This is a genomic window from uncultured Planococcus sp. (assembly GCF_947501725.1).
GTDB lineage: Bacteria > Bacillota > Bacilli > Bacillales_A > Planococcaceae > Planococcus > Planococcus donghaensis_C.
Genome location: NZ_CANMXD010000002.1, coordinates 127030 through 153516, shown reverse-complemented (window position 1 = coordinate 153516; position 26487 = coordinate 127030). Strand labels below are relative to the sequence as shown.

The 26487-nt window shown below is 47.4% G+C and carries 22 protein-coding genes; 4 read left to right on the top strand and 18 right to left on the bottom strand.

Going from position 1 to position 26487, the window contains the following annotated elements:
- Positions 1–3: 3 nt before the first annotated feature.
- The 14 genes from Q0785_RS03055 to Q0785_RS02990 form a co-directional block, all read right to left on the bottom strand.
- The gene (locus tag Q0785_RS03055; RefSeq protein ID WP_298825270.1) at positions 4–333 is read right to left on the bottom strand and encodes a cupin domain-containing protein; all 330 of its coding nucleotides are present in this window, start codon (positions 331–333) and stop codon (positions 4–6) included.
- 2 nt (positions 334–335) lie between these two features.
- The gene (locus tag Q0785_RS03050; protein ID WP_298825267.1) at positions 336–2072 is read right to left on the bottom strand and encodes a hydantoinase B/oxoprolinase family protein; all 1737 of its coding nucleotides are present in this window, start codon (positions 2070–2072) and stop codon (positions 336–338) included.
- A gap of 1 nt (position 2073) precedes the next feature.
- A complete protein-coding gene (locus Q0785_RS03045) occupies positions 2074–4119 on the bottom strand; it encodes a hydantoinase/oxoprolinase family protein (RefSeq protein ID WP_298825264.1) in 2046 nt (681 codons plus the stop codon).
- Positions 4120–4145: 26 nt separating this feature from the next.
- On the bottom strand, positions 4146–4688 hold the full coding sequence (locus tag Q0785_RS03040; RefSeq protein WP_290185457.1) for an XRE family transcriptional regulator: 543 nt from the start codon (positions 4686–4688) through the stop codon (positions 4146–4148).
- Between the two features lie 385 nt (positions 4689–5073).
- Complete coding sequence (locus Q0785_RS03035; protein WP_298825257.1) at positions 5074–7107, bottom strand: beta-galactosidase; 2034 nt, start codon at positions 7105–7107, stop codon at positions 5074–5076.
- 31 nt (positions 7108–7138) lie between these two features.
- Complete coding sequence (locus tag Q0785_RS03030; protein ID WP_298825254.1) at positions 7139–8863, bottom strand: glycoside hydrolase family 35 protein; 1725 nt, start codon at positions 8861–8863, stop codon at positions 7139–7141.
- 415 nt (positions 8864–9278) lie between these two features.
- On the bottom strand, positions 9279–11489 hold the full coding sequence (locus Q0785_RS03025) for an alpha-galactosidase (protein ID WP_298825251.1): 2211 nt from the start codon (positions 11487–11489) through the stop codon (positions 9279–9281).
- A gap of 367 nt (positions 11490–11856) precedes the next feature.
- The gene (locus tag Q0785_RS03020; RefSeq protein WP_298825250.1) at positions 11857–12684 is read right to left on the bottom strand and encodes a carbohydrate ABC transporter permease; all 828 of its coding nucleotides are present in this window, start codon (positions 12682–12684) and stop codon (positions 11857–11859) included.
- On the bottom strand, positions 12681–13628 hold the full coding sequence (locus Q0785_RS03015) for a sugar ABC transporter permease (protein ID WP_298825247.1): 948 nt from the start codon (positions 13626–13628) through the stop codon (positions 12681–12683). Before Q0785_RS03015 ends, Q0785_RS03020 begins: the two co-directional genes overlap by 4 nt.
- 111 nt (positions 13629–13739) lie before the next feature.
- Positions 13740–15038, bottom strand: a complete 1299-nt coding sequence (locus Q0785_RS03010; protein ID WP_298825243.1) for an extracellular solute-binding protein — start codon at positions 15036–15038, stop codon at positions 13740–13742.
- 149 nt (positions 15039–15187) lie between these two features.
- A complete protein-coding gene (locus Q0785_RS03005; RefSeq protein ID WP_298825240.1) occupies positions 15188–16996 on the bottom strand; it encodes a sensor histidine kinase in 1809 nt (602 codons plus the stop codon).
- Positions 16956–18518 carry a response regulator transcription factor gene (locus tag Q0785_RS03000; protein ID WP_298825237.1) on the bottom strand — a complete coding sequence of 521 codons (1563 nt, stop codon included), beginning with the start codon at positions 18516–18518 and terminating at the stop codon, positions 16956–16958. Before Q0785_RS03000 ends, Q0785_RS03005 begins: the two co-directional genes overlap by 41 nt.
- Before the next feature lie 309 nt (positions 18519–18827).
- Positions 18828–20333 (bottom strand): flotillin family protein, encoded by a 1506-nt coding sequence (locus tag Q0785_RS02995; RefSeq protein WP_298825234.1) that lies wholly within the window; start codon positions 20331–20333, stop codon positions 18828–18830.
- 115 nt (positions 20334–20448) lie between these two features.
- A complete protein-coding gene (locus Q0785_RS02990; protein ID WP_298825231.1) occupies positions 20449–20850 on the bottom strand; it encodes a hypothetical protein in 402 nt (133 codons plus the stop codon).
- A gap of 188 nt (positions 20851–21038) precedes the next feature.
- On the opposite strand from Q0785_RS02990, the gene Q0785_RS02985 reads away from it, so the two are divergent.
- The 3 genes from Q0785_RS02985 to Q0785_RS02975 all read left to right on the top strand — a co-directional run bounded on the left by Q0785_RS02985 (position 21039) and on the right by Q0785_RS02975 (position 21737).
- A complete protein-coding gene (locus Q0785_RS02985) occupies positions 21039–21200 on the top strand; it encodes a hypothetical protein (RefSeq protein WP_298825228.1) in 162 nt (53 codons plus the stop codon).
- 22 nt (positions 21201–21222) lie between these two features.
- The gene (locus Q0785_RS02980) at positions 21223–21489 is read left to right on the top strand and encodes a hypothetical protein (RefSeq protein WP_298825226.1); all 267 of its coding nucleotides are present in this window, start codon (positions 21223–21225) and stop codon (positions 21487–21489) included.
- A gap of 77 nt (positions 21490–21566) precedes the next feature.
- Positions 21567–21737, top strand: a complete 171-nt coding sequence (locus Q0785_RS02975; RefSeq protein ID WP_298825223.1) for a hypothetical protein — start codon at positions 21567–21569, stop codon at positions 21735–21737.
- 215 nt (positions 21738–21952) lie between these two features.
- Here the strand turns inward: Q0785_RS02975 and Q0785_RS02970 are convergent, their stop codons facing one another.
- From Q0785_RS02970 to Q0785_RS02955, 4 genes are all read right to left on the bottom strand, one after another.
- On the bottom strand, positions 21953–22441 hold the full coding sequence (locus Q0785_RS02970) for a DUF4306 domain-containing protein (RefSeq protein WP_298825221.1): 489 nt from the start codon (positions 22439–22441) through the stop codon (positions 21953–21955).
- A gap of 108 nt (positions 22442–22549) precedes the next feature.
- Entirely contained in the window at positions 22550–23605 is a 1056-nt protein-coding gene (locus Q0785_RS02965) for a hemolysin family protein (protein WP_298825219.1), read from the bottom strand.
- A gap of 78 nt (positions 23606–23683) precedes the next feature.
- Positions 23684–24991, bottom strand: a complete 1308-nt coding sequence (locus tag Q0785_RS02960; RefSeq protein ID WP_298825217.1) for a hemolysin family protein — start codon at positions 24989–24991, stop codon at positions 23684–23686.
- 38 nt (positions 24992–25029) lie between these two features.
- On the bottom strand, positions 25030–25416 hold the full coding sequence (locus Q0785_RS02955; RefSeq protein WP_298825215.1) for a MerR family transcriptional regulator: 387 nt from the start codon (positions 25414–25416) through the stop codon (positions 25030–25032).
- A 539-nt stretch (positions 25417–25955) separates the two neighbouring features.
- On the opposite strand from Q0785_RS02955, the gene Q0785_RS02950 reads away from it, so the two are divergent.
- Complete coding sequence (locus tag Q0785_RS02950) at positions 25956–26297, top strand: hypothetical protein (protein ID WP_298825212.1); 342 nt, start codon at positions 25956–25958, stop codon at positions 26295–26297.
- Positions 26298–26487 lie beyond the last annotated feature (190 nt).

The window sequence follows — 26487 nt, the reverse complement described above, 5'->3', positions numbered from 1 at the left end:
CTGTCAGCCCACCATTACAAAAACCAATTCACACTCTTCCTCGCCGTCATTCACCGCAATATGTTCTTCACCTTTTGGAATGAATGTCGCCTGCCCTGCTGAAACGCGGTATTGCTGACCATCGATTTCCGTCAACAAAGAACCTTTTACAATAACCGAGTATTCATTTTCAGCATGCTTAGAAAAACCAGATAAAGGAACCGTTTCACCAGGATAGATGATGACATGCCCCACCTGCACTGCTCCATCTTTTGGCTGTTCTTTAAAGATTGTATGCATCGAATATGCTTCATTTCCTTCTTGTGCCAAATCTTTGATGTTCAAAATATCCATGTCTACACTCCTCTTCCCATTAATCCCTCAACTTTGAAGGTTTCTTTGTTAACCAACACTCCATAAATTTCTTTCGCCTGTTCGGTGCTGATATAACCGTTTCTTACATCTTTCGCCACCTGCTCTTGAGGACGCTTTAAAGGATCTCCATAGCCGCCGCCAGTAGCTGTCATCAATCTGACTACGTCACCTTTATTGAGTGGATAACGAGGATAGATGCCAAAAGGTCCGTCTGTTTCTCCAGTGGATTTTTCAATGACAAATTCATTCGGTGATCCTTCATCTCCACCATTCAATCCCCATGGGAAGAATTTATTGCGTCCGAAGGTAGCTGATACAAATTGCTTGTCTGTCATTGCACGATACGTACGGGTCACTCCTGCTCCGCCGATGAATTCACCAGATCCTGCTCCATCTGTGCGCAAGCTGTATTCGTCGATCATGACACCATAGCGGGTTTCAGCCACTTCGACCGGCACGTTATATGTTTCTCCATCACCGATACAAAATTGCCCACGCGCGCCATCCTGTCCTTTCGCTGCTCCCCATCCGCCTGCCGATGGTTCTACAATCAAGAATGGTTCTTCCGTTTCATGATGATTACCGGATAATGTTACAGCACAGACAGACAAGAGCTGCCCTGCAGATAGGCGCTCCGGAAGAGATGGTGCCAGAGCCTGCCACACAAGATCGGCTCCTCCCTGCATGCTTTCCCAATAGATGGAGACTGGAGCAGGACGTTCCGCAGCCAGTATGGATTTTCGGTCGGTTATGATTTCCAAAGGACGGAAGACTCCGTCATTGACATCCTGCGATGGATTGGTTGCCGCCAGAAAAATTGTGCGCACTGCTGATACGAGTCCGGTATAAGTACAGTTCACCGGACCTGGCACCTGAGGATGGCTGCCTCGGAAATCACAGATGAACTTGTCATCGGTAATCGTTACTTTTACTTTGATCGGAAAAGGGCCGTTGCCGAATCCATCATCATCAACATAATCTTCTGCATAGAATTCACCTTTCGGCAATTTCGCCAATTCTTTTCGGGCCAATTGTTCGCCATGATCCAAATGGTGGTCAATAGAGGTCTGTACGACTTCTACACCATTTTTCAAGCAGAGCTCTTTAACGCGTTTTTCGCCTGTCCGAAGTGCTGCAACCTGTGCCCATAAATCACCGATCGATAAATCAGGGAAACGGATATTCGATTTGATGATATCGAGTACTGCTTCATTGAGCTGCCCTTCATTGAATAATTTCACACATGGGAATTGCAGGCCTTCCTGATAGATTTCTGTCGCATCGTTACTGAAAGAGCCAGGATCTTTGCCTCCGACATCCGTCCAATGCGCTTTGTTGGCCGAGAATGCAACGATCTCTCCTTCATGAAAAATCGGCAGGACCAGTCCAACATCAGATAAATGAGATCCACCACCAACATAAGAGTCATTGATGATAATAATATCTCCTTCTTTTAATCCCTCTTCGCCGAATTTATTGATCGTTTCTTTAACCATAAACGTCAGCATACCGATAAAACCTGTCACACCATTTCCTTGTGTCAGCAATTGGCCCTTAGCATCTGTCAGGCCGCTCGCATAATCAAGCACCTCATAGATGATCGGACTCATCGAGGTCCGCGCCAAGGCATGGAACATTTCATCCCCTATAGCGATTAATGAGTCTTTGACGATTTCGATAGTAAACGGATCAACTTTCACATTTTTGATTGAAGTCATCTTACTGCACCTCCGTCTCGATAAGTAAGTTTCCATAAGTGTCCACTGTCAATGTCTGTCCTTCATAGAAAACGGTCGTCGCGGTCGGCTCTTCGATGATGGCAGGGCCTTCAACGGACATTCCCGCTTCGAGCAAATTGCGGTGGTAGACTGGTGTTTGAATCCAGCCGCCATCTTCATAAAAAACCTGTCGTGTTTCTTTTAAAGCTGACTCTAATTCTCTGCCGGTCGACTCCAATTTTTGCAGCTCAGGCTTTTGAACATTCCCGAAGGCGGTCAAATGCAGGTTGACGATTTCTGTTTGCGCTTCAACTAACTTGAAGGTGAAGCTCTGCTCGTGCATGTCATGGAAGAGAGCAATCAACTCTTCAACAGATTGCTTAGTGATTTCTCCACCTGCAAGCGGCACTTTCACGGTATGCTCCTGGCCTGCGTAACGCATATCGACAAAGCGGTTAAAGATGATTTCTTCCTCTTTGACATTTTCTTCAGCGTATTGATTTCTCGCCTGATTTTCGAGTTTATTCCATTCATTATTCAGTTCTGTCAAATCCACGTCTTGAAGGCGATTAATATAGGTTTGGATGTAGTCATGCCGCAAGTCGGTCATCAACATGCCCCATGCAGAGAAAACGGATGAAGCGACCGGAACGATGACTTTTTTAACACCCAGATCACGCGCCAAAGCGGGGGCGTGCATCGAGCCGCCTCCACCGAATGCTACAAGTGAGAAATCACGCGGATCGTAGCCTTTTCGAACCGATATCAGTTTTAGCGCATTCAGCATATTGGCATTAGCGATTCGGATGATGCCAAGAGCCCCTTCTTCTGCATCCAACCCATAGACTTTCGATACTTTTTCTTCAATGGCGGACTTCACCGAGGCTAAATCGACTTTGTAATCGAAGTTCTCAGGCGATAGGCGTCCTGTCAAAAGATTCGCATCTGTCGTTGTTGGTTCTGTGCCGCCTTGTCCGTATGCGACCGGACCCGGTACAGCTCCAGCTGAATGCGGGCCAACTTTCAATGAACCGCCCTCATCAATCCAGGCAATTGAGCCTCCACCATTGCCGATTTCAACGATATCAACAACCGGCGCTTTGATTGGATATCCTGCATTGAGATCGTCTTTTTCGATATAATAATCAGTCGAAACTTTCACTTCTCCATTGCTGATCAATGAACATTTAGCTGTCGTTCCTCCAATATCAAAAGCGATAACGTTTTTCTCCCCAATGATTTCCCCAAGATAAGCTGCTCCATAGATTCCAGCAACCGGCCCCGATTCCACCATATTGATCGGAGTTTTTTTGGCCTGCTCAAAGGTAGTTGTTCCGCCATTGGACTGCATAATGTAATTGAAGCTATCAGCTTCGTTTTCCGAAAGCTTTGTGCTGAGTTTATCAATATAAGTAGAGGCGATTGGCTGGACATACGAGTTAAGGACCGTTGTATTCGTCCGTTCATATTCACGCCATTCCTTGGTCACTTCGTGTGAAGCCGTAACGGCGATTTCCGGCCACAATTCCTGTATCAGTTGGATGGTCTCCAGTTCGTGTACCGGATTCTTATAAGCATGCAGATAGGAAACAGCAATCGCCTCAACCTGTTCTTTTTTGAAATAAGTAATGAGCTCTTTAATTTTTTCTTTGTTTAGAGGAGTCACGATTTCACCTTTTTGGTTCAAGCGTTCTTCCACTTCCTGCCGCAGATAACGCTCAACGAAAGGTACTGGTTTTTTGTACCGGACATTAAATAGATCCGGCCGATTACCCCTGGCGATTTCAAGGACATCACGGAATCCTTGCGTGGTGATCAACCCTGTTTTCACACCTTTTCTTTCTGTTAGCGCATTGATGATTACCGTCGTTCCGTGGATAAATGTTTCAATGTCTTTTTGATCGATTCCACTTTTCTCGATAACATCAACCACGCCCTGCTCGAAATTCGGCGGTGTCGTATGGCTTTTGGCCACCCCTACTTTGCCGTTTTTATCTACGTATACCAAATCAGTAAAAGTTCCTCCAATATCAGTAGCAATTCTCATCAACGATCAGCCTTCTTTCCTTTGATTTAAAATAACACCGGCGTCAGTACACAAAGAATAAGGGTTTCCTCGTTCAATGGATTTTCCCATGAATGAGGTACTTCAGATGGATAATGGATTGAATCACCTTCTCTTACGAAATACTCTTTTCCGTCCACTTTGAACAATGCTGCACCTTTTAACACGTAGTAAAATTCTTCACCCGGATGGCTGGATGACTGACTTTGTTCTTGTTTAGGCGCCAGCCTGACCAATAAAGGCTCCAGTGAGCGCCCATTGAACTCTCCATTTAAACGTGTATACGTGGTAGGTGAACCTTCAAGTTGAAATGGTTTACGATCCTTTCCCTGCAACATGTAATTATGATTAGTATCTGTGTCAAAGAAAAATGTGATAGGGACGTTGAAAGCATCCGCAATTTTTTTCAATGAGGTAATGGCGAGAGAAGAAGACCCTCTCTCAATCTGAGATAAAAAACTGACCGACAGCTCCGTCTTTTCACTTAAATCTTTTAACGTTAATCCTTGATCGATCCGTAAGGTCTTAATTTTTTGATAGATTCCGTCCATAATTTAAAAATCTCCTTTTCATTAATACAGTGTGACAGTAAAAAATATAGTTTAAGTAAACTTTTTCTTATGATAGCATAATCCTTTATTAATTTGTAGAAAATTTTATTAATTTTGAATTTTTATTTTAAAAAGCTTGAACGTGATAGTGTTTAGACTTAGTTTCTTATTTATTCAAACCGTCAGCTTAAGTCACAGGCTGCAGAACTCATGATTTTCCTCTTATACATTCTGGAAAGTTCCATGCGATGTACTGCCTTACTTCCCATAAAGCACTTCGGCATACAATAGAAAAACCCATATGGATCGCTCCTCCACCGTCAGATTAATCTCCAACGATTTCAGTGCAGTCCACATGGGCTCTTCATCTATTCACTTATCTTACTTACACTTTCGCCAAAATCAACACGCCTTTTTCTTTCAGGACCAGATTTCCGCTCACTTGTTCATCCGTCAGCACTTCTTTATATGCGCTGTCCTGCAGCTCGATCGTGACTTCTTCGTTGTTGTGGTTCAACACGAATAGGTAGTTCTGGCCGTCTTTCACGCGCTCGGTTGTTTCGACGCCATCCGGTACGGCAAGCAATGGCTTGACGCCCGCTTCATCGCAGACGGTCTTGAGGAAATCGACCAGGAATTCCGCGTCCGGACTTGACGCGATGTACCACGCTTTCCCTTGCCCGAATTCGTTGACGGTCAGCACCGGCATGCCTTTATAGAAATCGGAACCGTATTCCGCAACCGCTTCTGCGCCTTCTGTGTGAATCAAATCAAACAGCAAGTTGCATGAATACTTGCCGCTCATCTTGCCGCGGACTTCATTCATGACGATTTGATTCGTTTCGTCCGGATGAAGCGCATCGATTTCTTCCGCCCAAATGCCAAGGACGTTGCGCAGTTCACCTGGGTATCCGCCAAGCGTGACGATATCGGTTTCATTGACGATGCCGCTGAAAAAAGTCGTCAGGAAGGTTCCGCCGTTTTCGACGAACTTCTCGACTTTCGCTGCATAGCCTTCTTTGACCATATAAAGAACTGGTGCAATGACGACATCGTATTTGTTCAAGTCTTCTTCGACGCCGATCATGTCGACTTGGACATTCAATTTATAGAGCGCGTCGTAATATTTATGGACTTCGTTGACATAATCGAGCGACACGGAAGGTCCGCTGGAAAGTTCCGTCGCCCAGCGATTTTCCCAGTCGAAGACGATCGCCACTTTAGCATTTACCCGTGCATCGAGCAAGGTATCGGATAGTTGATTCAGTTCTCTCCCGAGTTGCGCAACTTCGTTGAAGACGCGCGTATTTTCATGTCCAACGTGTTCAATGACCGCTCCGTGGTATTTCTCGCAGGCACCGACAGATCGGCGCAGTTGGAAATAAAGAATAGTGTCCGCCCCGCGGCCGATTGCCTGGTAGCTCCATAAGCGCATGACGCCTGGACGCTTCAAAGAGTTATACGGCTGCCAGTTTTGCTGGCTTGGCGTCTGCTCCATCAGCATGAACGGTTGACCGCCTTTTAAGCCGCGCATTAAATCATGTGTCATGGCCGTGTAGCTGTATGGCGTATCGATCGCCGGGTAGTTGTCCCACGACACGACATCCATTTCTTTCGCCCATTTGAAGTAATCCAGCATTGGGTAAGTGCCCATTAAGTTGGTGGTGATCGGAATATTGGTCGGCACGTGCTTGCGGATGGCCTTGTATTCCAGCTTGTAGCAATCCAACAGACTGTCAGACTGGAACCGGCGGTAATCGAGTGAGATGCCTTGGAAATCGGAGACATTGTCTTCGCGTTCTTCGCTCAGCATATTCGGTGCGACGATTTCGTCCCATTCGTAGAACGTGTGTCCCCAAAATCCGGTGTTCCAGGCTTTGTTGAGCTTCTCGATTGTGCCGTATTTGTCGCTCAGCCAGCCGCGGAAAGCATCCTGGCAGTTGTCGCAATAGCAGTAGCCGCCGTATTCGTTGGATACGTGCCAAATCAAAACGGCCGGATGGTCTTTGTAGCGCTCCGCCAGTTTCTCGGCGATCCGCTCTGAATATTCGCGGTAGGTCGGGCTGTTCGGGCATGAGTTATGCCGGCTGCCGAATTTGCGTTTTCTGCCATAGAAATCCACACGCAAAACGTCCGGATATTTCTTGGCCATCCATGCCGGATGCGCTGCCGTGCTTGTTGCGAGGCATGTGTAGATGCCGTTTTCGTAAAGGCGGTTGATTTTATCATCCAGCCAATCAAAATTATACGTGTCTTCATTCGGTTGGTTCAATGCCCATGAAAAGACGTTTAACGTGGCCACATCAATCCCTGCCAGTTTGAACATGCGGACATCTTCGTCCCAGATTTCTTTCGAATCCCATTGTTCAGGGTTATAGTCCCCACCGTGCCAAATCTTCGGCAATTTATCGTTAATCATTCCATTCCATCCCTTCTATATTTAAGCTCGGTCAGCTCAGTTTCGGCTGATCCACTAATTGGATTTGGTCGGTCGTAGTGTTCTCCAGTTCCAGTACGACGATTTCATTGTTTTCCTTTTTCAGCAAGGGACCTGGCAAGTAAAGCCGTTGCTGCGGCCCGGCTGTGTTCCAGTAGCGTCCCAGATTGAAGCCATTGATGAAGACGTTGCCTTTCGTAAAGCCTTGTGTGTCGACATAAGTATCCAACCCTTCCGCCGCATCGAAGAAACCGCGGAAGAATTTCGGAAATCGCTCTTCCCCGCTCAGTTCGTAGGCTTCCGGCAAGCGGTCCATCTCGATTTTGAACATTTCCCAGTGGAAGAAATACTGTTCGCCGAGCCACAGGTTTTTGATCAAACCTTTCGGATCGGTCAAATGTTCCCCGTAATTGGCCCGCCCCATATTTTCAACCAGGATTTCCAATGTGTTCACTTTGTCTGGGAAGTCCAGTGTCACCATTTTCTCGGTGTCATTGATATACGTCGTCGTGATGTACCGGCCGTTGACGTAAATAAACCCACGGTCCCGGATATTGCTTGAATCGAACTTCAATTCGCCCAGGCGATTGACGGTCGTGCGATAAAGGGTGTAGCCATATGCCTGGTCGATGTCTTCCATCGCCAGCGGCACAATGTGCTCGACTTTTCCGCTGATATCTTCCAGGACATCGAACAAACTGACAATCTCTGAAAGTTCGACGTTTCCGTAAGTTTTCGCCGATGGGCTCTCATCGAAATCCGCAGGCACTTCCCTAAACTCGCTCAAGACTTTCTTGACCGCCTTGTATTTCCCGGTGATTGCGCCGCCCTCCGTCAGCAGGCTGTCGTAATCGTAGCTGGTGATCGTCGGGTAGTAGATGTCGTAATGGTTGGCGCCGTTCATGAAGCCGAAGTTCGTGCCGCCGTGGAACATATAGAAATTCACGGAAATGTTCTTGTCCATGACTTCCTTAAAGACCGCAGCCACATCGTCCCCGCTCCGCACCGTATGTTCACCGGTCCAATAATCAAACCAGCCGATCCAAAACTCAGCCACCATTTTCGGTGAGTCCGGCTTGAAGGCTTCCAGCGCATCAAACGACTCGTCCACACGCGAACCAAAGTTCAGCGTCGTCATGACATCCGGCAACGAGCCTTGCTTAATGAAGTCCGGTCCGTCTGAAGTGAACAGGAAAGTATCGAGTTCGTGCATTTTGTATTGTTCTCGATAGAAATCGAGGTAAGCCAAATCATTGCCGTACGCACCGTATTCATTTTCAATCTGCATGGCGATGACCGGTCCACCGTTTTGGTACAGATGCTTTTTGAACTTCGGCAGCAACTCCGCGAAATAATCTTCCACGTGCTTCAGGAAAGACCGGTGGCTGCTTCGCATGACCAGGCTTTTGTGTTTCAACAGCCAGGACGGCAAGCCGCCCATTTCCCATTCCGCACATATATACGGTGAGGGGCGCAGGATCACATACAGTCCTACAGCATGCGCCAGCTCGATAAAGCGTTCGATGTCCGCCATTCCTGAAAAGTTGAACTGGCCTTTTTTCGGCTCATGGAAATTCCATGGGATGTAGGTTTCGACCGTATTCAGCCCCAAAGCCTTCAATTTCAGCAAGCGGTCTTCCCAATGCTCCGGCACTGTACGGAAGTAATGCATCCCACCCGACAAGATCTGGAAAGGCTCGCCTTCAAAATAAAACGAATCGTTTTTAGCAGTCAGCACATCGACGCCTCCTATGTAAGTTGGAGTATTTTTTAATTATCGGCATTACGCAAAACAGGTACGCTTGTTGAACTAAAGAATTATCATTCCTATCCCCCTTCGGCGCTATGGACAGCGCACAGGTGCGCCGTCCGTGTATGCCGACCGGAACCGCCTTTGCTGAGAGAATGCTCTTGAGATAATGGAGCAAAACAGCGCAGACGCCCAGGGGAGCAGCGCAGCGACATACAAGATATCCACTCGGGCGACGAGCCCGAGTTAGCTCAGCGCGAGCCCCAGGCAAACAAGCTGTTTTGCGGAATATCGGATATTAAAATTATTAGTTCAACTTATATACTTATTTTTTACAGTTATCCAGCGCAGTCGCTTTTGCCATGCCCAAAGCGTCCGGTGCGTCATTAGAACTCAACACCACTTATACTCTCTTTAATTTATAAACAACAGAAGAAAAGTCTGCCGGATGTTCATTCCTGCGGTAACGGTTCAGCTGCAGGCCTGCGCCCATCAGCTCGTCGCCGTAGAAGGTAGCGTCGATTCCATCGATTGCGTATTCGAATTCCGGATTCAAGCCTTTAAAGAATATCCGGGTAAAACCTGGATTTGGCTTCGCCAGCACTTGGTAATGACCAAGTATCGCCTCGTTCTGGTCTTCTGAGACCACCATCCAACTGGTTTGATTGCCATCTTCTGCAAACGGGCTTTCGATCCGGTAAAATTGCCCTTGCTGAATCAGTGAGCGGTTTTCTTTGTAAAAAGCGATTTGCTTTTTCACGTCTTCTTTTTCTTCATTCGTCATCATCGTCACATCGAGCTCGTAGCCGAAAGCGCCAAAGTACGCGACATTTGCCCGTGTCTCGAGGCTCGTGATCCGTCCCACTTGGTGGTTTGGTACGGCGGATACGTGCGCGCCCATCGAGCTGATAGGATAAACCAGCGAAGTGCCGTATTGGATCTTCAGGCGTTCAACCGCATCGGTATCGTCACTCGTCCACCCTTGCGGCGCGTAATGCAGCAAGCCCGGATCGAACCGGCTGCCGCCTCCCGCACAGGACTCGAACAAGACATGTGGAAATTCCGTCGTCAGCCGTTCATATAAGGAATAAACGCCCAGGATGTAGCGGTGCGCCACTTCCCGCTGGCGATTCGCCGGCAATTCCAAAGAACCGATTTCCGTCATATAGCGGTTCATGTCCCATTTCACATAGGAAATCGGTGCATCCCTCAGTACATCTGCCATTAGGTCGTGAATAAAATCCACAACTTCCTGTCTCGAGAAATCGAGGACAAACTGATTTCGGCCGTGCGACATCCTGCGGTTTGGAACGTGGATCACCCAATCAGGATGGGTTTTGTACAGCTCACTTGCTTTTGAAACCATCTCCGGTTCAAACCATAAACCGAACTCCATCCCCAAACCGGTGATATCTTTTGCCAATTGGGTGATGCCGTTCGGCAGTTTGCGCTTGTCTTCAAACCAATCGCCTAAGGATGTGGTGTCATCATCACGTTTGCCGAACCAGCCATCGTCCAGAACAAAAAGCTCTACACCGAGCTCTTTGGATGATTTGGCGAGCTCAAAAATTTTCGTCTCATTAAAATCGAAATACGTCGCTTCCCAGTTGTTGATCAGCACCGGACGTTCGCGGTCGCGCCATTTTCCGCGAGCCAATCGGGTCCGGTACAATTTGTGGAAAGTCTGGCTCATGTCGTTCAGGCCATCCGGCGAATACACCATGACCACTTCCGGCGTTTGGAACGCCTCGCCGCTTTCCAATAGCCAATTAAAATCAAACGGGTTGATGCCGATCATCATGCGCGTTGCGTCAAAATGATCCACTTCCACCTGCGCCAGGAAATTGCCGCTGTAGACCAAACTTACGCCGTATACTTCACCTTGATGCTCTGTCGTCGCTGGACGTTTCAGCGCAAGAAATGGATTGTGCTGGGCACTGCTCGTTCCTCTTGTGCTGGCGATGCTTTGGATGCCGGGAACCAGTTTGCGGTTTTTAACATGCCGCTCCCTTGCCCACGATCCTGACAGCTGCACCATCTCAAAGTCCGAATCCGGCAAATCGATGCTGGCACTCAGCGCGCGCGTCAAATTCACATCCGCCTGCCCGTGATTGATAAACTGAGCCGATCGGGCAATCGCATTCAATTCTTCAAAAATCGTATATGAAAGCCGGACTTCCACATCAATTTCTCGATCGTATAAAAAAATCTCCAAAGTGGTTGCCTCATTTTCATCCTCCACATAAGTGGCCGGCAACCCTTTCAGCTTCTTTTTCCCTTTAAAGATCTGGTGGTCCTGGTACACAAAATTAGTGATGCGGCTGCCGCCTTGCTGCAGCACCTGATACGCCGGCTCCCGGAAATCCGTCGTACCATACGCCGGGTATTCCTGTTTGATCACATCCAGCGAAAAAACCAGATCGCCTTCATTGACGCAAGCTGTATTCGGGGTAGCCTCGATATGAAACAAGCGCTGGAACGACTCCCGGTGGCGCAGCTTCTTGCCATAATAAAGCTGGCCCAGTTGCCTGTTTTCCAAAACGCTGAAGATATAACTCGTTTTCTCAGTTTGCAGATGAAACTCACGTGTGGACTCGTTGTATAAAATCGGCACAATTTACCTCCTACTTAAAGTTATAGAAGTTGATGTTTGCAATTTTGCATGACGATATTCCGCAAAACAGCTGCGCTTGCCGCGGGCGAGCGCCAAGCCTCCTCAGGCGCTTCGCTCCTTGCGGGGTCTCGGCTGTCTCGCTACCCCGCAGGCGTCTCCGCTGTTTTGCTCCATATCTAAATATTTAGTAGTAGAAAAGTATTGTTGCTTTTATTACATAAACTAATTAGCGCCGGCGCGTCCCAGGGCTGAGCGAAGCAAGAAGACAGGTGCTCTTCCTGGCTTCTTGCGGGAGCTGTGCCCAAAGCGACCGAAGCGGCGTATAAAAGCAATACCCAGCTACTAATTGGAGACAACTGACTACTATTTAACCCTTAACCGACCCCATCATTCCCGCAACAAAATGCTTCTGCATGAGGAAGAATACGAGAGCAGTCGGCAATGTTGCGATGACGATCGCTGACATGATCACGCCGTAATCTGGTGAATAGCTCGACCCTAAATTTGAAATCAGCAACGGAATCGTTCTTTTTTCAGGTGATTGCAGAATGACCAACGGCCACAAATAGTTGTTCCAGCTGTTCATGAACGAAATGATCGCCGCTGCTGCATATGTCGTTTTCATCGTCGGCATATAAATGCGGAAGAAAACGCCGATCTCACTCAAGCCGTCAATCCGGCCCGCTTCCACTAAATCTTTCGGGAACATCTTCGTGTTCTGGCGGAAGAAGAAAATGAAGAACGCGGTGGTCGCGGTCGGCAAAATAACTGCTCCGAGCGAATCGATACCGATAAGCGGCGCCGTATCGCTGATGCTGCCGAACATGCGGTACAAAGGAACCATGATTGCCGCAAACGGAATCATCATCGACAACAGCAAGATGGTGAAGACGATGTCTTTTCCTCGGCTGCGGTGAATCTCAAAACCGTAGCCGGCAAGCGATGCCAACAACAGCGTCAAAATGGTGGTGATGACCGCAATAATGGCTGAGTTGATTAAAGCTGGGACAATATCCACTGTCGCAAATAAAGTCTTCATGTTTTCGATCAGGTGCGTCCCCGGCAGCAAGCGCCCTTGCGTCACGTCGACCGATTTATTGGTGATGCTGACAAGCATCCATAGGAAAGGAAAAATGGAAACGATGGCTGCGAGGCTTAGAAACGTATAAATGAAGATTCTTTGTAGTTTTTTCATTTTTTCTCACCCGCCACTCTGAATTGAATAATCGAAAGAATTACCACTAAAATTACGATGACGTAGGAAACGGTTGACGCATAACCGAAGTCAGGCGTGTATTCGAAAGAAAGGTTGTAGATGTATTGCGAAATCGAAATCGTCGCATTTCCGGGTCCGCCGTTGGTGATATTGACGATTTCATCAAAGATCTGCAAGGTACCGATCGTGGATGTGATCGATGTGAACAAAATAATCGGCTTCAGCATCGGAACGGTGATTTGGAAAAATTGCTGGATGGAGTTTGCTCCATCGATTCTTGCCGCTTCGTAAATCGACTTATCGACGTTCTGCAAAGCCGCCAGATAGAAAATCATGTTATACCCCGTCCATCTCCACGTAATCGCAAGGATGATGACGACTTTTGCCCAAAAGGGATCGGCTAAAAAGTTAATCGTCTGCGAGATGAAACCGAAATTGAGCAGAAATTGGTTGATGATGCCATCGATGCCGAACAAGTACTTAAAGACGACCGAATAGGCGACCAATGAAGTGACACAAGGCAAGAAAATCGCGATTCTGAAAAACCCTTTGAATTTCAATTTCGGATCATTCAGCAATACGGAAAAAAACAACGCCAATACAATCATCAATGGCACTTGGATAAGCAGGTAAATCGATGTATTAGTCAGTGCTGCGATAAATGTCGGATCGCCGAACAATCGCTGCCAGTTATCAAAGCCTACGTATTCCAGGTTCGCGCCCATCCCTGATTGAAAAGATAGGAGAAAAGCTTGAACCATCGGATAGAAGTTAAAGATGCTGATGGCGATGATCGAGATAATGACAAACAGCCAACCAACTTTCCTTCTGAAAAAGACACCGGTTTTCTGGCGTTTGGTCTCTTTATAGCGCAAGCTCACTGGAAGATCTAATTCACTTTTTTTCGTTGATTGCTCCCTCATGTTTCTCATTCCTCCTATAAAAAAACCTTGAGTTGTGCCGGCCTGGTGAGCGATAAAGCACTTCTACCAGTTATTCGGCGGCAACTCAAGGCTTCATTAATTTCCACTCAATTATTTGAGTTGTGCTTCAGCTTGTCCCTGGACATTTTCAAGTACTGTCGTAAGCTCTGCGCCGTTCAAATAATCTTGCATTCCCGTAACCAGGATATCTTCAATTGCATAGGTATGCAGGCCATAGTTGACGCCTGGAATTTCGTCTGTCCATGTAGAAAGGTCAGTGATGAGCTGCTGTCCGCCGAAGAATTCATCTTCTACTGCATATGCATCCCCTTCAGCTGCTGGTGAGTATGTCCCAAGAGCGCCGATGTCTTTTACAAGTGTTTGGTACAAGTCAGGATTTGATCCGAATGTGTTAAGCAAGAAGTCTGCTGCTTGTTCTTTGCCGTCCACGTTCAAGACGTACCATGAGCTGCCGCCCAAGTTGGAAGCGTTGACTGCTCCGTCCATATCCAATCGTGGCATTGGAACTACTGCCCAGTTGCCGGATTGATCTGCTGCTTGCTTGACGCTTGGTGTGATCCAGTTTCCTGTTGGAACACTGGCAACGTCTCCGCTGTTGAATGCGCCTACAAACTGGCTCCAGTCAGAAACGATTTTTGCGATGTCCGCGTCCATCATTTCTTTGTACGTTTCAAATGCTTTTTCAAGTGTTTCGTTGCCTGCAAGGTTCGGTGTCGAACCATCTTCTTCGACATACCATGAACCGTTTGTCTGGATCATCATGCGGACTTGTGCCAAATCGTTCGGATCCAATGTCAGCATGTTCTTGCCTGTTGCTTCTTTCACGTCTTTACCGATTTCAATATATTCCTGCCATGTGATGTCCGTTACGTCTTCTACTGTATAGCCCGCTTCTTCAAGATAATCTGTGCGCACATACAATGCCGCTACACCTGAATCGAACGGCAATCCGTATTGCTCACCGTCATAGCTTGTCGTTGCAATTTTGTAATCTGCAAAGTCATCTGAACTGATGACATCCGTCAGTGGATGGAATGCATCCGGGTAAGCTTGCAGGAAGCTTTGTGCACGGTAATCCTCAATCAGCACAATATTCGGCATTCCGTTCGTCGTACCAGAGCTAAGTCCTGTGTTCAGTTTTTGGATGATATCATCCTGTGCATTTTCAATGACGTTCACTTCGTACTCGCCGTCACCGTCGTAAGCTTCTTTTGCTTTCTCAAGAGCTGCAATGTTGAATGCTGGATCCCAAGCCCAAGCCGTAATCGCGTCCACGTCTGATGAACCTTCTGAACCACTGCCTCCACTTGCTTCTTCATCCCCAGAAGAACAAGCTGCTAAAACGACCATGCCGACTACCAGCAATAACATAAGATAAAACTTCTTCATCAAAAATCCCCCTTTTTGTAAGCGCTTAACTTTTCGCCTTACATACAGTATAGCGACACAAAAAAAAAGATTGTTAGCACAATCTTTAGGTGTTTTATTTGAAAATTATTAGATATTTCAAATTTCTCCGTCATTTAATTGGACTATTCTTAGATGCTGGTAATTTTATTGGAATTCATCGGAATATCTGTCTTTTGGAAAGGCAATTCCACTTTTACTTTGGTGCCTTTGCCTTTTTCGCTTGTGATTTCCACGCCGTAATCTTCCCCGTACAGCAATTGGATGCGTTCATGGACATTGCGGATGCCGATTCCGCTGAACAGATGGCGTTTCTCTTTGATATCTTCTTTCGTATGGTCGCCTTTCATCTCCATGCCGTCGCCCGTATCGACGATTTCACACAGGAGGTTATCGCCTTTTTGGGACACCAGGATTTGGACGAAGCCTTCTTTTTTCTCATTGAATGCATGGAAAAAGGCATTTTCGATAAACGGCTGAAGAATCAGCTTCGGCAGCTGGCAGTCCAGACAGTCCGGTGAAATGAAGAAATTCACTTTGATTCCATCGCCATACCGTGATTGGTTGATGAGGACATAGTTTTTCAAATCCGTGATTTCCTGTTCCACGGTGATGGTTTGCTCAACATTGCTGAGGGCATTTTGCAACAGTGAAATCAACGCGTGGATCATATCGGTCGCTTTTTCTTTTTTGCCTTGCTGGATCATGAACTTGATTGAAGCCAGTGTATTATAGATGAAATGCGGATTGATTTGATGCTGCAGCGCCATCAGTTCCGCACTGCGCTGCTTTTGCTGGGCCAGCACGACAAGATCGACGTATTCCTGCAATTCGCTGAGCATGGAATTGAAGGCGTTGGCGATTTTCTTGGCTTCGTAGCCTCCGGTTTCGGCCACGGGCACGTTGAAATCGTGTTTAGCCATTGTTGAGATCTGCTTGACCAAGCGGCTGATGGAATTGGTCATGCGGCGCGAAATGAGAAACACCACGATGACGGCGAGCAAGACGATGCCCAGACTGATCAGAAGAATTTCTTTCGTATTGATCAAATTATTCAGCACGGCGTCTTTATCCACCAGATTCACCAAATACATATTATAGGTCGGAAGGTATTGGGACATCAGCAAATAATCGGTATCAAAGACGTGCGCATCTTTGAATTTCAATTGCTCTTCGTCCACTTCTTTTGCCATTTCCAGGATATCAGTCGCTTCCTCGCCGATCAGTTCCTGTTTATTGCTGGAAACGATCTTCCCTGTTGCATCGACCAGCAGCACTTCGTTTTCCACGCTCGTGTAGCCTTCGTAAAATTGTTTCAGCTGCGCTTCCCGGATCGGGAAATACAGGACACCGTAGATTTCGCCGGTCGACCTTTCCATAAGCGCTTTCGTTGCGACAATCATCGGTTCATCTGTAAACGAAGTGGATGGCAAATATTGATAGAGCAGCGTGTTCGGGCGATTGACTGTGTATTCGGTAATCGGGTGGTTCCGCAGCACTTCCCACGAGACGGGCCAATTCGAATAATTCACATTGTACAGCCGTTCGTTGTTCCCGAGCACAATCATATTGGCATCATACGACTCGACTGTCCGGTAGATGCGTTCAATCTGCTGGCTGATGTCGTGATAGGATTTATACGTTTCCAGGGTGCTGGCATTGGTTTGGGTCAACACCCGTTTAACGGTTCCGTTGTTTTGCACCTCATGTGTTGCACCGACGATGGCATAGCTATAGTCTTCGAATTGGGTTTCGATCTGCTCCAAAGCTTTCGTGTTCGAAATGCTGAAGGTATCCATAAACAAGTTCGAGGACATCCGGATCGAGCTGAAGGTGATCAATAAAGATACGGCCACGATGCTGATCACCATGATCAGGAACATTTTGATGAACAAACTGTTATTTCTTAAGATGAGAAACGCCTTTTTCTTCATTTTCATGGTGGGCTTGGAGCTCCTTTCGGTAACTGCCTGGAGACATCCCGGTTATGCGTTTAAACACTTTGCAGAAATAGCTGTGCTCTGAATAGCCGACCATTCCGCTGATGTTCGAAATGGAGACATCGCTGCTTTCCAGCAGTTCCATCGACTTCTTGATCCGCACACGGTTCAAGTATTCGCTGAACCCTTCTTTGTGGTGCGTACTGAAATAAGAAGACAGGTAGGAAGCATTGAAATGGAAATGGTCGGCGATTTCAGACAAGCGCAGCGGTTCCGTGTAATGCTGCTCGATATACGCAAGAATCTTATCGAGATTGTTGTACGGATCGCTTGCCTTATCTCCTGAGAGGATGATTCCCTCCACTTCTGCGAGGAATCCGTTGAATAAATTCCGTGCTTCGTTGATATGGACAGCCTCATTGATACTCGAGAAATAGCTGTATTTCTTTTGCTCAAGTTCTTCGGTTTCATACTTCATGGCATCCACCAACACGATGATATTGAAGACGACATTGCCTAAAAACGATTTGAATTCGAAGCTGTCGTTATTGTATCGCCCCGCCAAATAGTCGATGTGGTTTTCCAGATATTCAAACGCCTTCTTGAACAGGCGGTCTTTGAATAACTCGATAAACCGGTTCAAATCGAAACTGTCTTGTTTTTCATTTTCCTCCGGCAGCTTGTCGTAGATGAACGAGCTCGTTTCCGGCAAATAAAACATGTATTTTTTCATCTGGAGACGGCCTTCATCGTGAACCTTTTTCAAGTCATCGATGGTATCGAACGGTTTAGACAGCATCCAGCTGGTATCCGGAGTGTCGCTCGACAGGTGTTCGACGGTCTTTTTGATCGCTTCCAGCTGAGACGGATTGAAATTGAGCAGAAGCATGGCTTCTGCTTCCCCAGAACCCAGGGAGAAAACCGGCAGCTCTTCAAGAATGGACTGTTTCAGTCTTGCTTTCAGTTGAACCGGGTCCAGCTGTTTTCCGCTTACATCCACCAACGCAAAATGGCTGTTGGGAAACGTATCAGATGAGACCGCTTGATCCATGGAAAGGTCAAAACCCGAAATCATATTTTCCAGCAGTTCTTCCGTGGAGCGTTCCGGTTTGACGGCCGACGCACAATGTTGCAGATCCGGGATTCGGCTGACCACCCGGTTTAAGATCTTCAACAATTCAGGCCCATTCAATTTGGGCTTCAGTATATAATCGGCCACGCCGTTCTGGAACGTCGACCGCACATAATCGAAGTTTTCAAAACTGCTGAGTACGATGAATTCAATGTCGGGAAATGCGTTCTTCCCTTCCCTGACCAGATCGATGCCGTCCATGATCGGCATGACGATATCGGTAATGACGATATGCGGAGAAAATTCCGCAATCATCCCCATCGCTTCTTTGCCGTTCGCTGCTTCTCCAACGATTTGAAATCCTTGCTGTTCCCAATCGATATAATTGATGATCCCTTGCCGAATCAACATTTCATCATCGACAATAAGGACTCTGCACACTTCTCCCATGAACTTACCCCCTTAAAATGCAACTCATAAGAAAAATTCCATTACTTTCAGAAACAGGATTTCCATCGGAACCTTTTGTTCCGTCTGTAGAGTTGGCAGCTCTCTAAAGTCTCTATCGTGCCATTCTACAGATATAGTACCATCTTTTTATTGGACCATGTCGATTAATCGGAACAATTGGACTTTCAGCTTTCTTGATTAATCCAGGAATTGCGGCGATCAATTGCTGATTGGAAAGGGTGCAGACAAAAGGAAAACCCATCACCCACTCGCTGGTTGCAGCAAGGAGGTGACGGGTTTTATTTCGCTTTAGCGGTCTTCTTCGGTTTCAGTTGCATCAGTGAATTCTTCTTCTGTTGGAGAATCCTGCTCTTTTAGAACTGCTGGCAAGGTCGCGACGGCTGCGTGCTCGGCGGGCCGGTTGTTTCGGCCCACATAGGATTTCAGCAGTTCGCCGATGTCGATGCCAGTCATTTCCTTGAGCGGCTCCTGCATATCGACCATCGTTTTGGTGACGCTTTTGCCGAAGGATGGAATGCCTTGGCCGTTGCCGGAATCAATGATTTTCACGGATTCGATATTGCTGAGCGGCATGGCGACTTTCTCTGCGAAGACCGGCAGCATCTCGATCAGTTTTTCGGTGATGATGACGTCGCCATGTTCTTCCATCGCTTCCGCCAACAGTTTGCGGGATTCGGCTTCCGCTTTTCCTCGCTCGCGGATGACTTCCGCTTCTGCAGCCCCTTCGTCCCGTTTGATCTTGGCTTTCGCTTCCCCGTCGATGACAGCACGGCGGGCATCGGCTTCCGCTGAACGGGTGGTTTCGTAATAGGTCGCATCAGCTTTGGTCTTACGCACTTTGCTTTCCTCTTCTTCGAGCTTAACGGCGCGTTCCCGTGCTGCAAACTGCATGCTTAGCTCTTCTTCCTGGATTTCCATGGCCAGCTTGGCTTTTTCCAGTTCATAGGATTGCTCGGACTTGGCACGCGCACGTTCTGTTTCTTCTTTGAAGGCGGCGTCTTTCAAGTCTTTTTGTTTTTTCGATTCCGCTGTCGAGATCTGGCGCAGGTATTCTTCTTCTTTCGCTTCCTGGTCAGTCTGTGCGCGGTGAATGCGTGTTTCGCGCTCGGTGTTGGCTTCTGCGATTTCAGCCAGCTTGCGAACTTCCGCAATCCGCGGCCGCCCGAGGTTTTCCAGGTAGCCATTGTCTTCGTCGGCGTCGCGCAAATCGGTCAAGCCAAGTGACGTGATCTTGAAGCCCATCAAATCGAGCTGCTTCTGGGCCACTTCCTGGACGTCCGTGTTGAATTTTTCGCGGTCGCTGTTGATGTCTTCGACCGTCATTTTCGACAAAATGGCGCGCAGGTTACTGCCCAGCACCTCGATGATTTCCGTTTCGATTTCTTCCTGTTCCTTGCCAAGAAACTGCTCGGCGTAATTCGCGATGCCGTTCAGCGTATCGGCCACTTTGACCATGGCTACAGCATCCGCGACAATCGGCACACCGGCGTTCGTGTAGACGCGCGGCGTCGCCAGTTTCAACTGGAAAGACGTCAGGCTGACAGGCGTCGAGGTCTGAAAGCGTCTCAGCAAATAACCGCCGCCCCGGATGATTTTCATCGAGCGCCCTTCGTCGTCCGTGAAGATATTCGTATCTTTTGTCGGATCCCCGAGTTTCGGTCCGGTGATGATCAGCGCCTCATTGGATTTGGCGGTGCGGTAACGGATTTTCATCCAGAAAAAATACGCGACCCCTGCGATTGCGGCGATGATCAGCAACGCAATAATGACTGTAATGATGCCTAATGATTCCATTGTGCTTCCACTCCTTCTGTTTAGGTGATGGCCTATAGTAATAATACGGACGATTAATCAAAATGTTTCAAATAAAGGAAATTTATTTACAGATAAATAAAAATTGGCATCCTTTTCACGGCCGGTAGCCATAGCCGAAGTTGAAGATGAAATAAAAGAAAAACACCAGCAGCGCTGCCGGCAGCATGCTCAACGTGATCAGGATTCTTGCGGTTATGGTGTGGGCATTCAGAAGCCAATTGATGTAGATATAAACCAGAATGCCGATGAACGGCAGGAGCATCAGGTTCGATGCAGTCGATGCCCATTGCGAATTTTCATCCCAGTAAGCATCCGGAACCGGAATGATGCCGCTGTATTTTTCATTGATGCGGCGAGTTATGCCGATAAATACAAACGACATGATCCCGTAATAGATGACGACCAGGCTTTTCCCCCACCAGTTGAAATAGGGACTAGTCATGACGATGATTATGATGATTCCCACGACGATGAAAAACCAGCTGAAGGTGTCCATGAAATCCCTCCTTTATTTGGTAAGCAAGTTCTTTCCTATCCATACGTTTCGTGAGGTAATAAGTTCCAATTCGGATGAAGGGTTTAGTGTGCTTAGCTTTCGAGGAGGGCTGCCGGGTTGCTGCCTGCTGAATCTTTTTGAAACATTTCTCAGCTTGTGCCGTATTATAATTACGAGGAGGTGTTCGTATGATGGGTGACTTTTTCTTCTTTATTCCATTACTAACGATTCTATTTTACTTGGTGGTGCTTGGCTTTGCAGTTTATGCAGTGGTCACCGGCTTGAAGCTGGCGAAGGAACGCAATGCACAGCTCAAGGCGATTGCGGAGGAGCTGCGCCGCAGACCGTAAGTTCTGAAAGGGGTTCGGTGGTATGGGACTGATCCGTTGGCTGTTTTTTGAAAAGAAGCATTTGGCTTACACGGCTTTTGGCGTCGATATGTATTACAAAGCGGCCGGCAAGTTCAGCGCGCACGGCGTCGCCTATGATGCGGTGCTGAAAATGAACGCCAATGTATACGGCACCGAGGGGCATACCGGCGCTCCACAAATGCGCAACGCGATGGCGAACACGGCCCAATATGATTTTTATGTGGCGAAAAAAGATGCGCACCGCGCGCAGCAGGCACTTCATGGATAGACGGGTTGGGGGAGAGATCTCCCTTTTTTGCATCCGTTGGAAATATATTCTATTTTAATTTTAAAGGAGGGATATCTTTGGAGATTGGAGTATTCTTGTTGATGGCCATTCTCGGCACCGGCTTCCTCCTGCTCATCGCTTTTGAAATGTACCGAAAATCACAGATCAAATTGGCTGAAATTCAACTGCAACGCGACAAAATTGCGTTGGAACAAAAACAATTGGAGCTGCGCGGAAAAAGCCTGTAGCAACTACCCTTCAGTGAAAGGACCGACAAAAAATCTTCGGGCATGGTGTTTGCCTGAAGCTTTTTTTCATCCATTCATCCGGGCTTTCGGGCTTGCTGCAAACAAATCAGCGTATAGCGCAAACAACCTCGCGTATTCCGCAAACAACGCTGGTTATTCCGCAAACAAACGCGTTTATTCCGCAAACAACGTAGCCTATTCCGCAAACAACCCAATTATGCCGGCAGTTTCCTCGCTTTTATTAACCAAAAGATGCTGAAAATCGCCAGAAGGATGCCGGTTCCGAAGAAAATCATTGAAAATAGCGCGAGCCCGGCGGTCGGCGAGGCCATTGATGCCGTAGCGAGGACGAGCAGCGCGATGGCGCATAGTAGGAGAACCACGCTTAAGGCGATTTTTTTCCTTCTGAATATCCAGAAAGACAGCTGCAGGAACAGGATCATGCCGGATATGAACATGATGAGCGGGAATAAGGGCTCGAATTTTGCTGCGTAAACGAGATAGTCGATGGTCAGGATATCATTTGCTGATGTCACTTCTCCGCTCAACCAATTGGTGAAGACTGCGGAATGGGGCCATTCCCAGGAGATGTCGTCGAGCTGGCTACCTTCGTACAGGCTGAAGAATGTGGCGACGGCGAAAAAGGTCAAGGCGCCGAAGAAGAGGATGGGTTGCTTTGATTTTCTTGCTGTTTCACTATGCATCTGATCGCTCCTTACTATGGATTCTTTTCTATCTACTATATCAATAATTTTCCATATAACGCAAAAAAAGAAGAGAAACCCTAAGGCCCCTCTCCTCCCTTATTCCAATCAGGTTGGTTCCACTTCATATGAATCGTCGCTGATTTCCCCGACGATTTCCTCCAGGATGTCTTCCATTGTCACAAGCCCGGAGATGGTGCCGTCTTTTGTTGTGACAACCGCCATATGTGTCCGGCTTTGCTGCATTTTTGTTAGAACCTTTTGTATCGGTGTTGTTTCAGTGAAGCTTGTCATTTCATGGATAAACGATTCCGGCTCTTGTACACGTCCCGCCGCCATGCTCGTCAACAATTCTTTGGTGTTGATGAAGCCGATTAATTTGTCTTTATTGCCAGCCTCGGTGACCGGGTAGCGAGTGTATTCGTGCGCGTCGATGACTTTGAACAGTTCATCACGGTTCAGGTTGTTATCGACGGTGACTATTTTCTCCCGCGGAATCATGATATTACGGACGATGCGGTCATCGAAAGCGAAAATGTTTTTCAGATAGGTCAATTCGGTTTGATTAATCTCACCGCTCTGGTAGCTTTCCGCCATGATCAGTTTCAGTTCTTCTTCTGAATGGGCTTCTTCGTGGCCGGCCGGCTCCACTTTGAATAAACGAAGGAACTGGCGTGCCGATCCATTCATCAGCCAAATGAAGGGGTTCATGATTTTTCCGAACCAGTACAGCGGCGGTGCCAGCAGCAAGGTCATTTTTTCGGCATACTGGATCGCCAAAGTTTTAGGCGCCAATTCTCCGATGACCACGTGCAGGAATGTTACGACACTCAGTGCAATGGCGTAAGAAAGGACAGTTGATAATGCTGCCGGAACTTCAAAGGCTTCGAACAGCGGATGCAGCATACGTTCAACTGTCGGCTCCCCTAACGCACCAAGCGCCAAGGCGGTCACCGTAATCCCCAGCTGGCAGGCGGACAAGTAGTAGTCCAAATGATTGGCTACTTCTTTTGCCCGTGCAGCTTTCTTATTGCCTTCTGCTATCAATTGGTCGATCCGCGACATCCGCACTTTCAAAATGGCGAATTCGGCACCGACGAAAAATGCGGTTGCGATGATCAGCAACGCTACAAGTATTAAGTTAATCACTATTTGTCCATCCAAGTTGTATCCCTCAACTGAGGGATTCACCTCCATATATTTTTAGGGTGCACTGGATATTTTCCAATCCAGCTTATTGCATTAATTTTTCGGCTGTTTATGGAACATGACTTGCTTGACCTGCTGATTATCCATTTCCATAACGGTCCACAAAGTCTGGCCTTCCATGACTGTTTCGCCTGGCTTAACTTCCCCCACGCTCTTGAAATGAATCCAACCGCCGATGGTATCGATTTCTTCACTGTCATCAAATGACAAGCCAAAGCGATCCTCGAGATCCTTCAGCAGGACACGGCCATTGATCATGTATTGGTCTTCATTGATTTTGCTGATTTCCGGGACTTCATCGGCGTCAAATTCGTCTCGGATTTCGCCGACGATTTCTTCCAAAATATCTTCCATCGTAATCATCCCGGCGGTACCGCCGTATTCGTCCGCCACCAAAGCGATGTGGACGCGGGCATTCTGCATATGAAGCAGTGCATTCTGCAGCCCGGTCGCTTCAAAGACGGTCGGCAGTTCGATGATGAATTCTTCCAGTTGCCAGTCCCGCCCTGCAACGATATGTGGCAGCATTTTCTTGGCACTGACAAAACCGAGAACGCGGTCTTTGTCGCCGTCTTCCGTTACCGGATAGCGTGTATAATTGTTCTCATCCAAAATCTCGATGATTTCTTTCAACGGCATGTCTTTATCCAGCGTCACCAATTCGGTACGCGGCACCATGATGTCTTTGGCCACTCGTTCATCGAATGAAAAGACGTTTTCCATGTAGGAAAGCTCGGTTTCATTGATAGCTCCGCCTTGATAGCTTTGGGCCATGACGATTTTCAGTTCTTCTTCTGAATAAGCCTGTTCATGTCCTGCCGGCTGAACGCCGAAAAGCCTCAACAGAACGCGGGCTGCCCCATTCAATGCCCAGATGAATGGCTTCATGATTTGCCCGAACCAGTAAAGCGATGGCGCTAAAAGCAAGGACATCTTTTCAGCGAATTGAATCGCTAAGGTTTTGGGCGCCATTTCACCGATCACTACGTGAAGGTAGGTCACTAGCAGGAACGCAATCGCGTAGGAAGCAGCAGATGCTATAGCATCGGAAACTGCAAAAAATTCAAAGATCGGGTACATCAACCGCTCGACAGTCGGTTTCCCGAGTGCCCCGAGCCCAAGTGCCGTTACGGTGATGCCAAGCTGACAGGCGGACAGGTAATAGTCCAAATCGCTGGCCACTTTTTTTGCCATCACTGCTTTTTTATTGCCTTCTGCAATCAATTGGTCGAGCCGCGACATGCGGATTTTAACGACCGCAAATTCCGATCCGACAAAAAAGGCAGTCAAGGCAATCAATATCACTAATAACGCTAAATTCAATAAGGTAACTATATCCACGTGTTCTCCCTGTAAAAGGGATTCACCTCCAAAGTTGGTTACAGCAAAGCGACCAAGGCGGCAATGGCTGCCACTTGATGCTCAAGCGCTTTGCTGATGTGCAGCTTCACGGAACTTGGCGCATCTTTCAATTGCTCTTCCAAGCGCGTGATTTTTTGTTGCAGGTATTCGAATTCTTCATAAACTTCATCCACCAGCTCACTTGTTTCCGGACTTTCCGGCGCGTCGAGGATTTCTTTGATTTCCAAAATCGACAAACGCTGTTTCTTCAGCAGCTGGATCCGTTCCAGCGTCTGCAAAGCAGAAGCCGGATAAAGCCGGTAGTTGGTTTCAGAACGCTCACTCTGAAGCAATCCTGAGACTGTATAGTAATCGATGGTTCTTGTTGATACTCCACTCATTTTTGCAACTTCTCCGATTTTCATTAAGTCCTTCCCAATGCAGACGCCTCCTCTTTTTAATCCTTCCAGCCCCATCAACATCTTGGTGGCTGAAATCCGTTTTGATCCACTGCGGTAAAACAGTTTCTCTATGTAATAAAAAATAATAGCATAAGTCATCAAAAAGCATACAGTATCACGTGCCGCTTTCCGGTAAAAATAATGAGTCGCCCAACCTAATTGACAATATTTAGACATTTATTGTTTGGAAATGATTTTAGCGAAAGAGTGCTTCGGGCACTCTTTCTTCTTTTTCCAATCAGGGTTTTGGATAGCGCCTTCCTGCAAACAAACCCGGTTATTCCGAAAACAAACCTCCTGTCCCTCCGTTTTGATTGGCTCGATCCGCTATTTCCTGATCAAAATTCAAGCTGTTTTTTTGATTTTCCAGGACTGTCGGCCGGACAATCGGGTATAAGCTTAATACAGCAATTTCTTGCTGGATGACTGCTTTTAGCCACGGGGTTTATTTGCAAAATCGATTTTCATGTTCGGCAAATAGCTTGGAAAAGGAGATGGCGTTTTTGGAATATCAACTGACTTTGCGCTTAGCTAATGAAAATGAGGGGTATGCCTGGCTGTTCGAAAGCCCGGAGGACACGATGCCGCTCTTTGATGAGGTAGTGGATACGTTCCAGCATTATGAGCCGGATGATATGGAGACGTTCATCCAGGAGAAGAAAAAGGAAATCGAGGAGACGGGGTCCAGCCACACGGCACAGATTGACGTGACGAAAGTGGAGCCGAAAGCGATTATCCGTTCCGCTTCGTATAAGGAGATGTGGTACGAAGGAAAATATTTTGATGATATTTTGGAGGTTCTGACCGATAAGTTGGGACCGCCGGAGAATCAGCGGTTTGAATAATGGGTGTTATGGAAGCGAGTTGTCCTTGAGGCAGCTTGCTTTTTTATGGGGGATTGCTGGAATACTCGGGTATAGATTGCGAACACCCGGGTTGCGCCGCTGAACATCCGGGTTAAGACAGCAAACACCCGGGTAGACTCCCCGAACACCCGGGTTAAAACGCTGAACACCCGGGTAGAGACACACACCA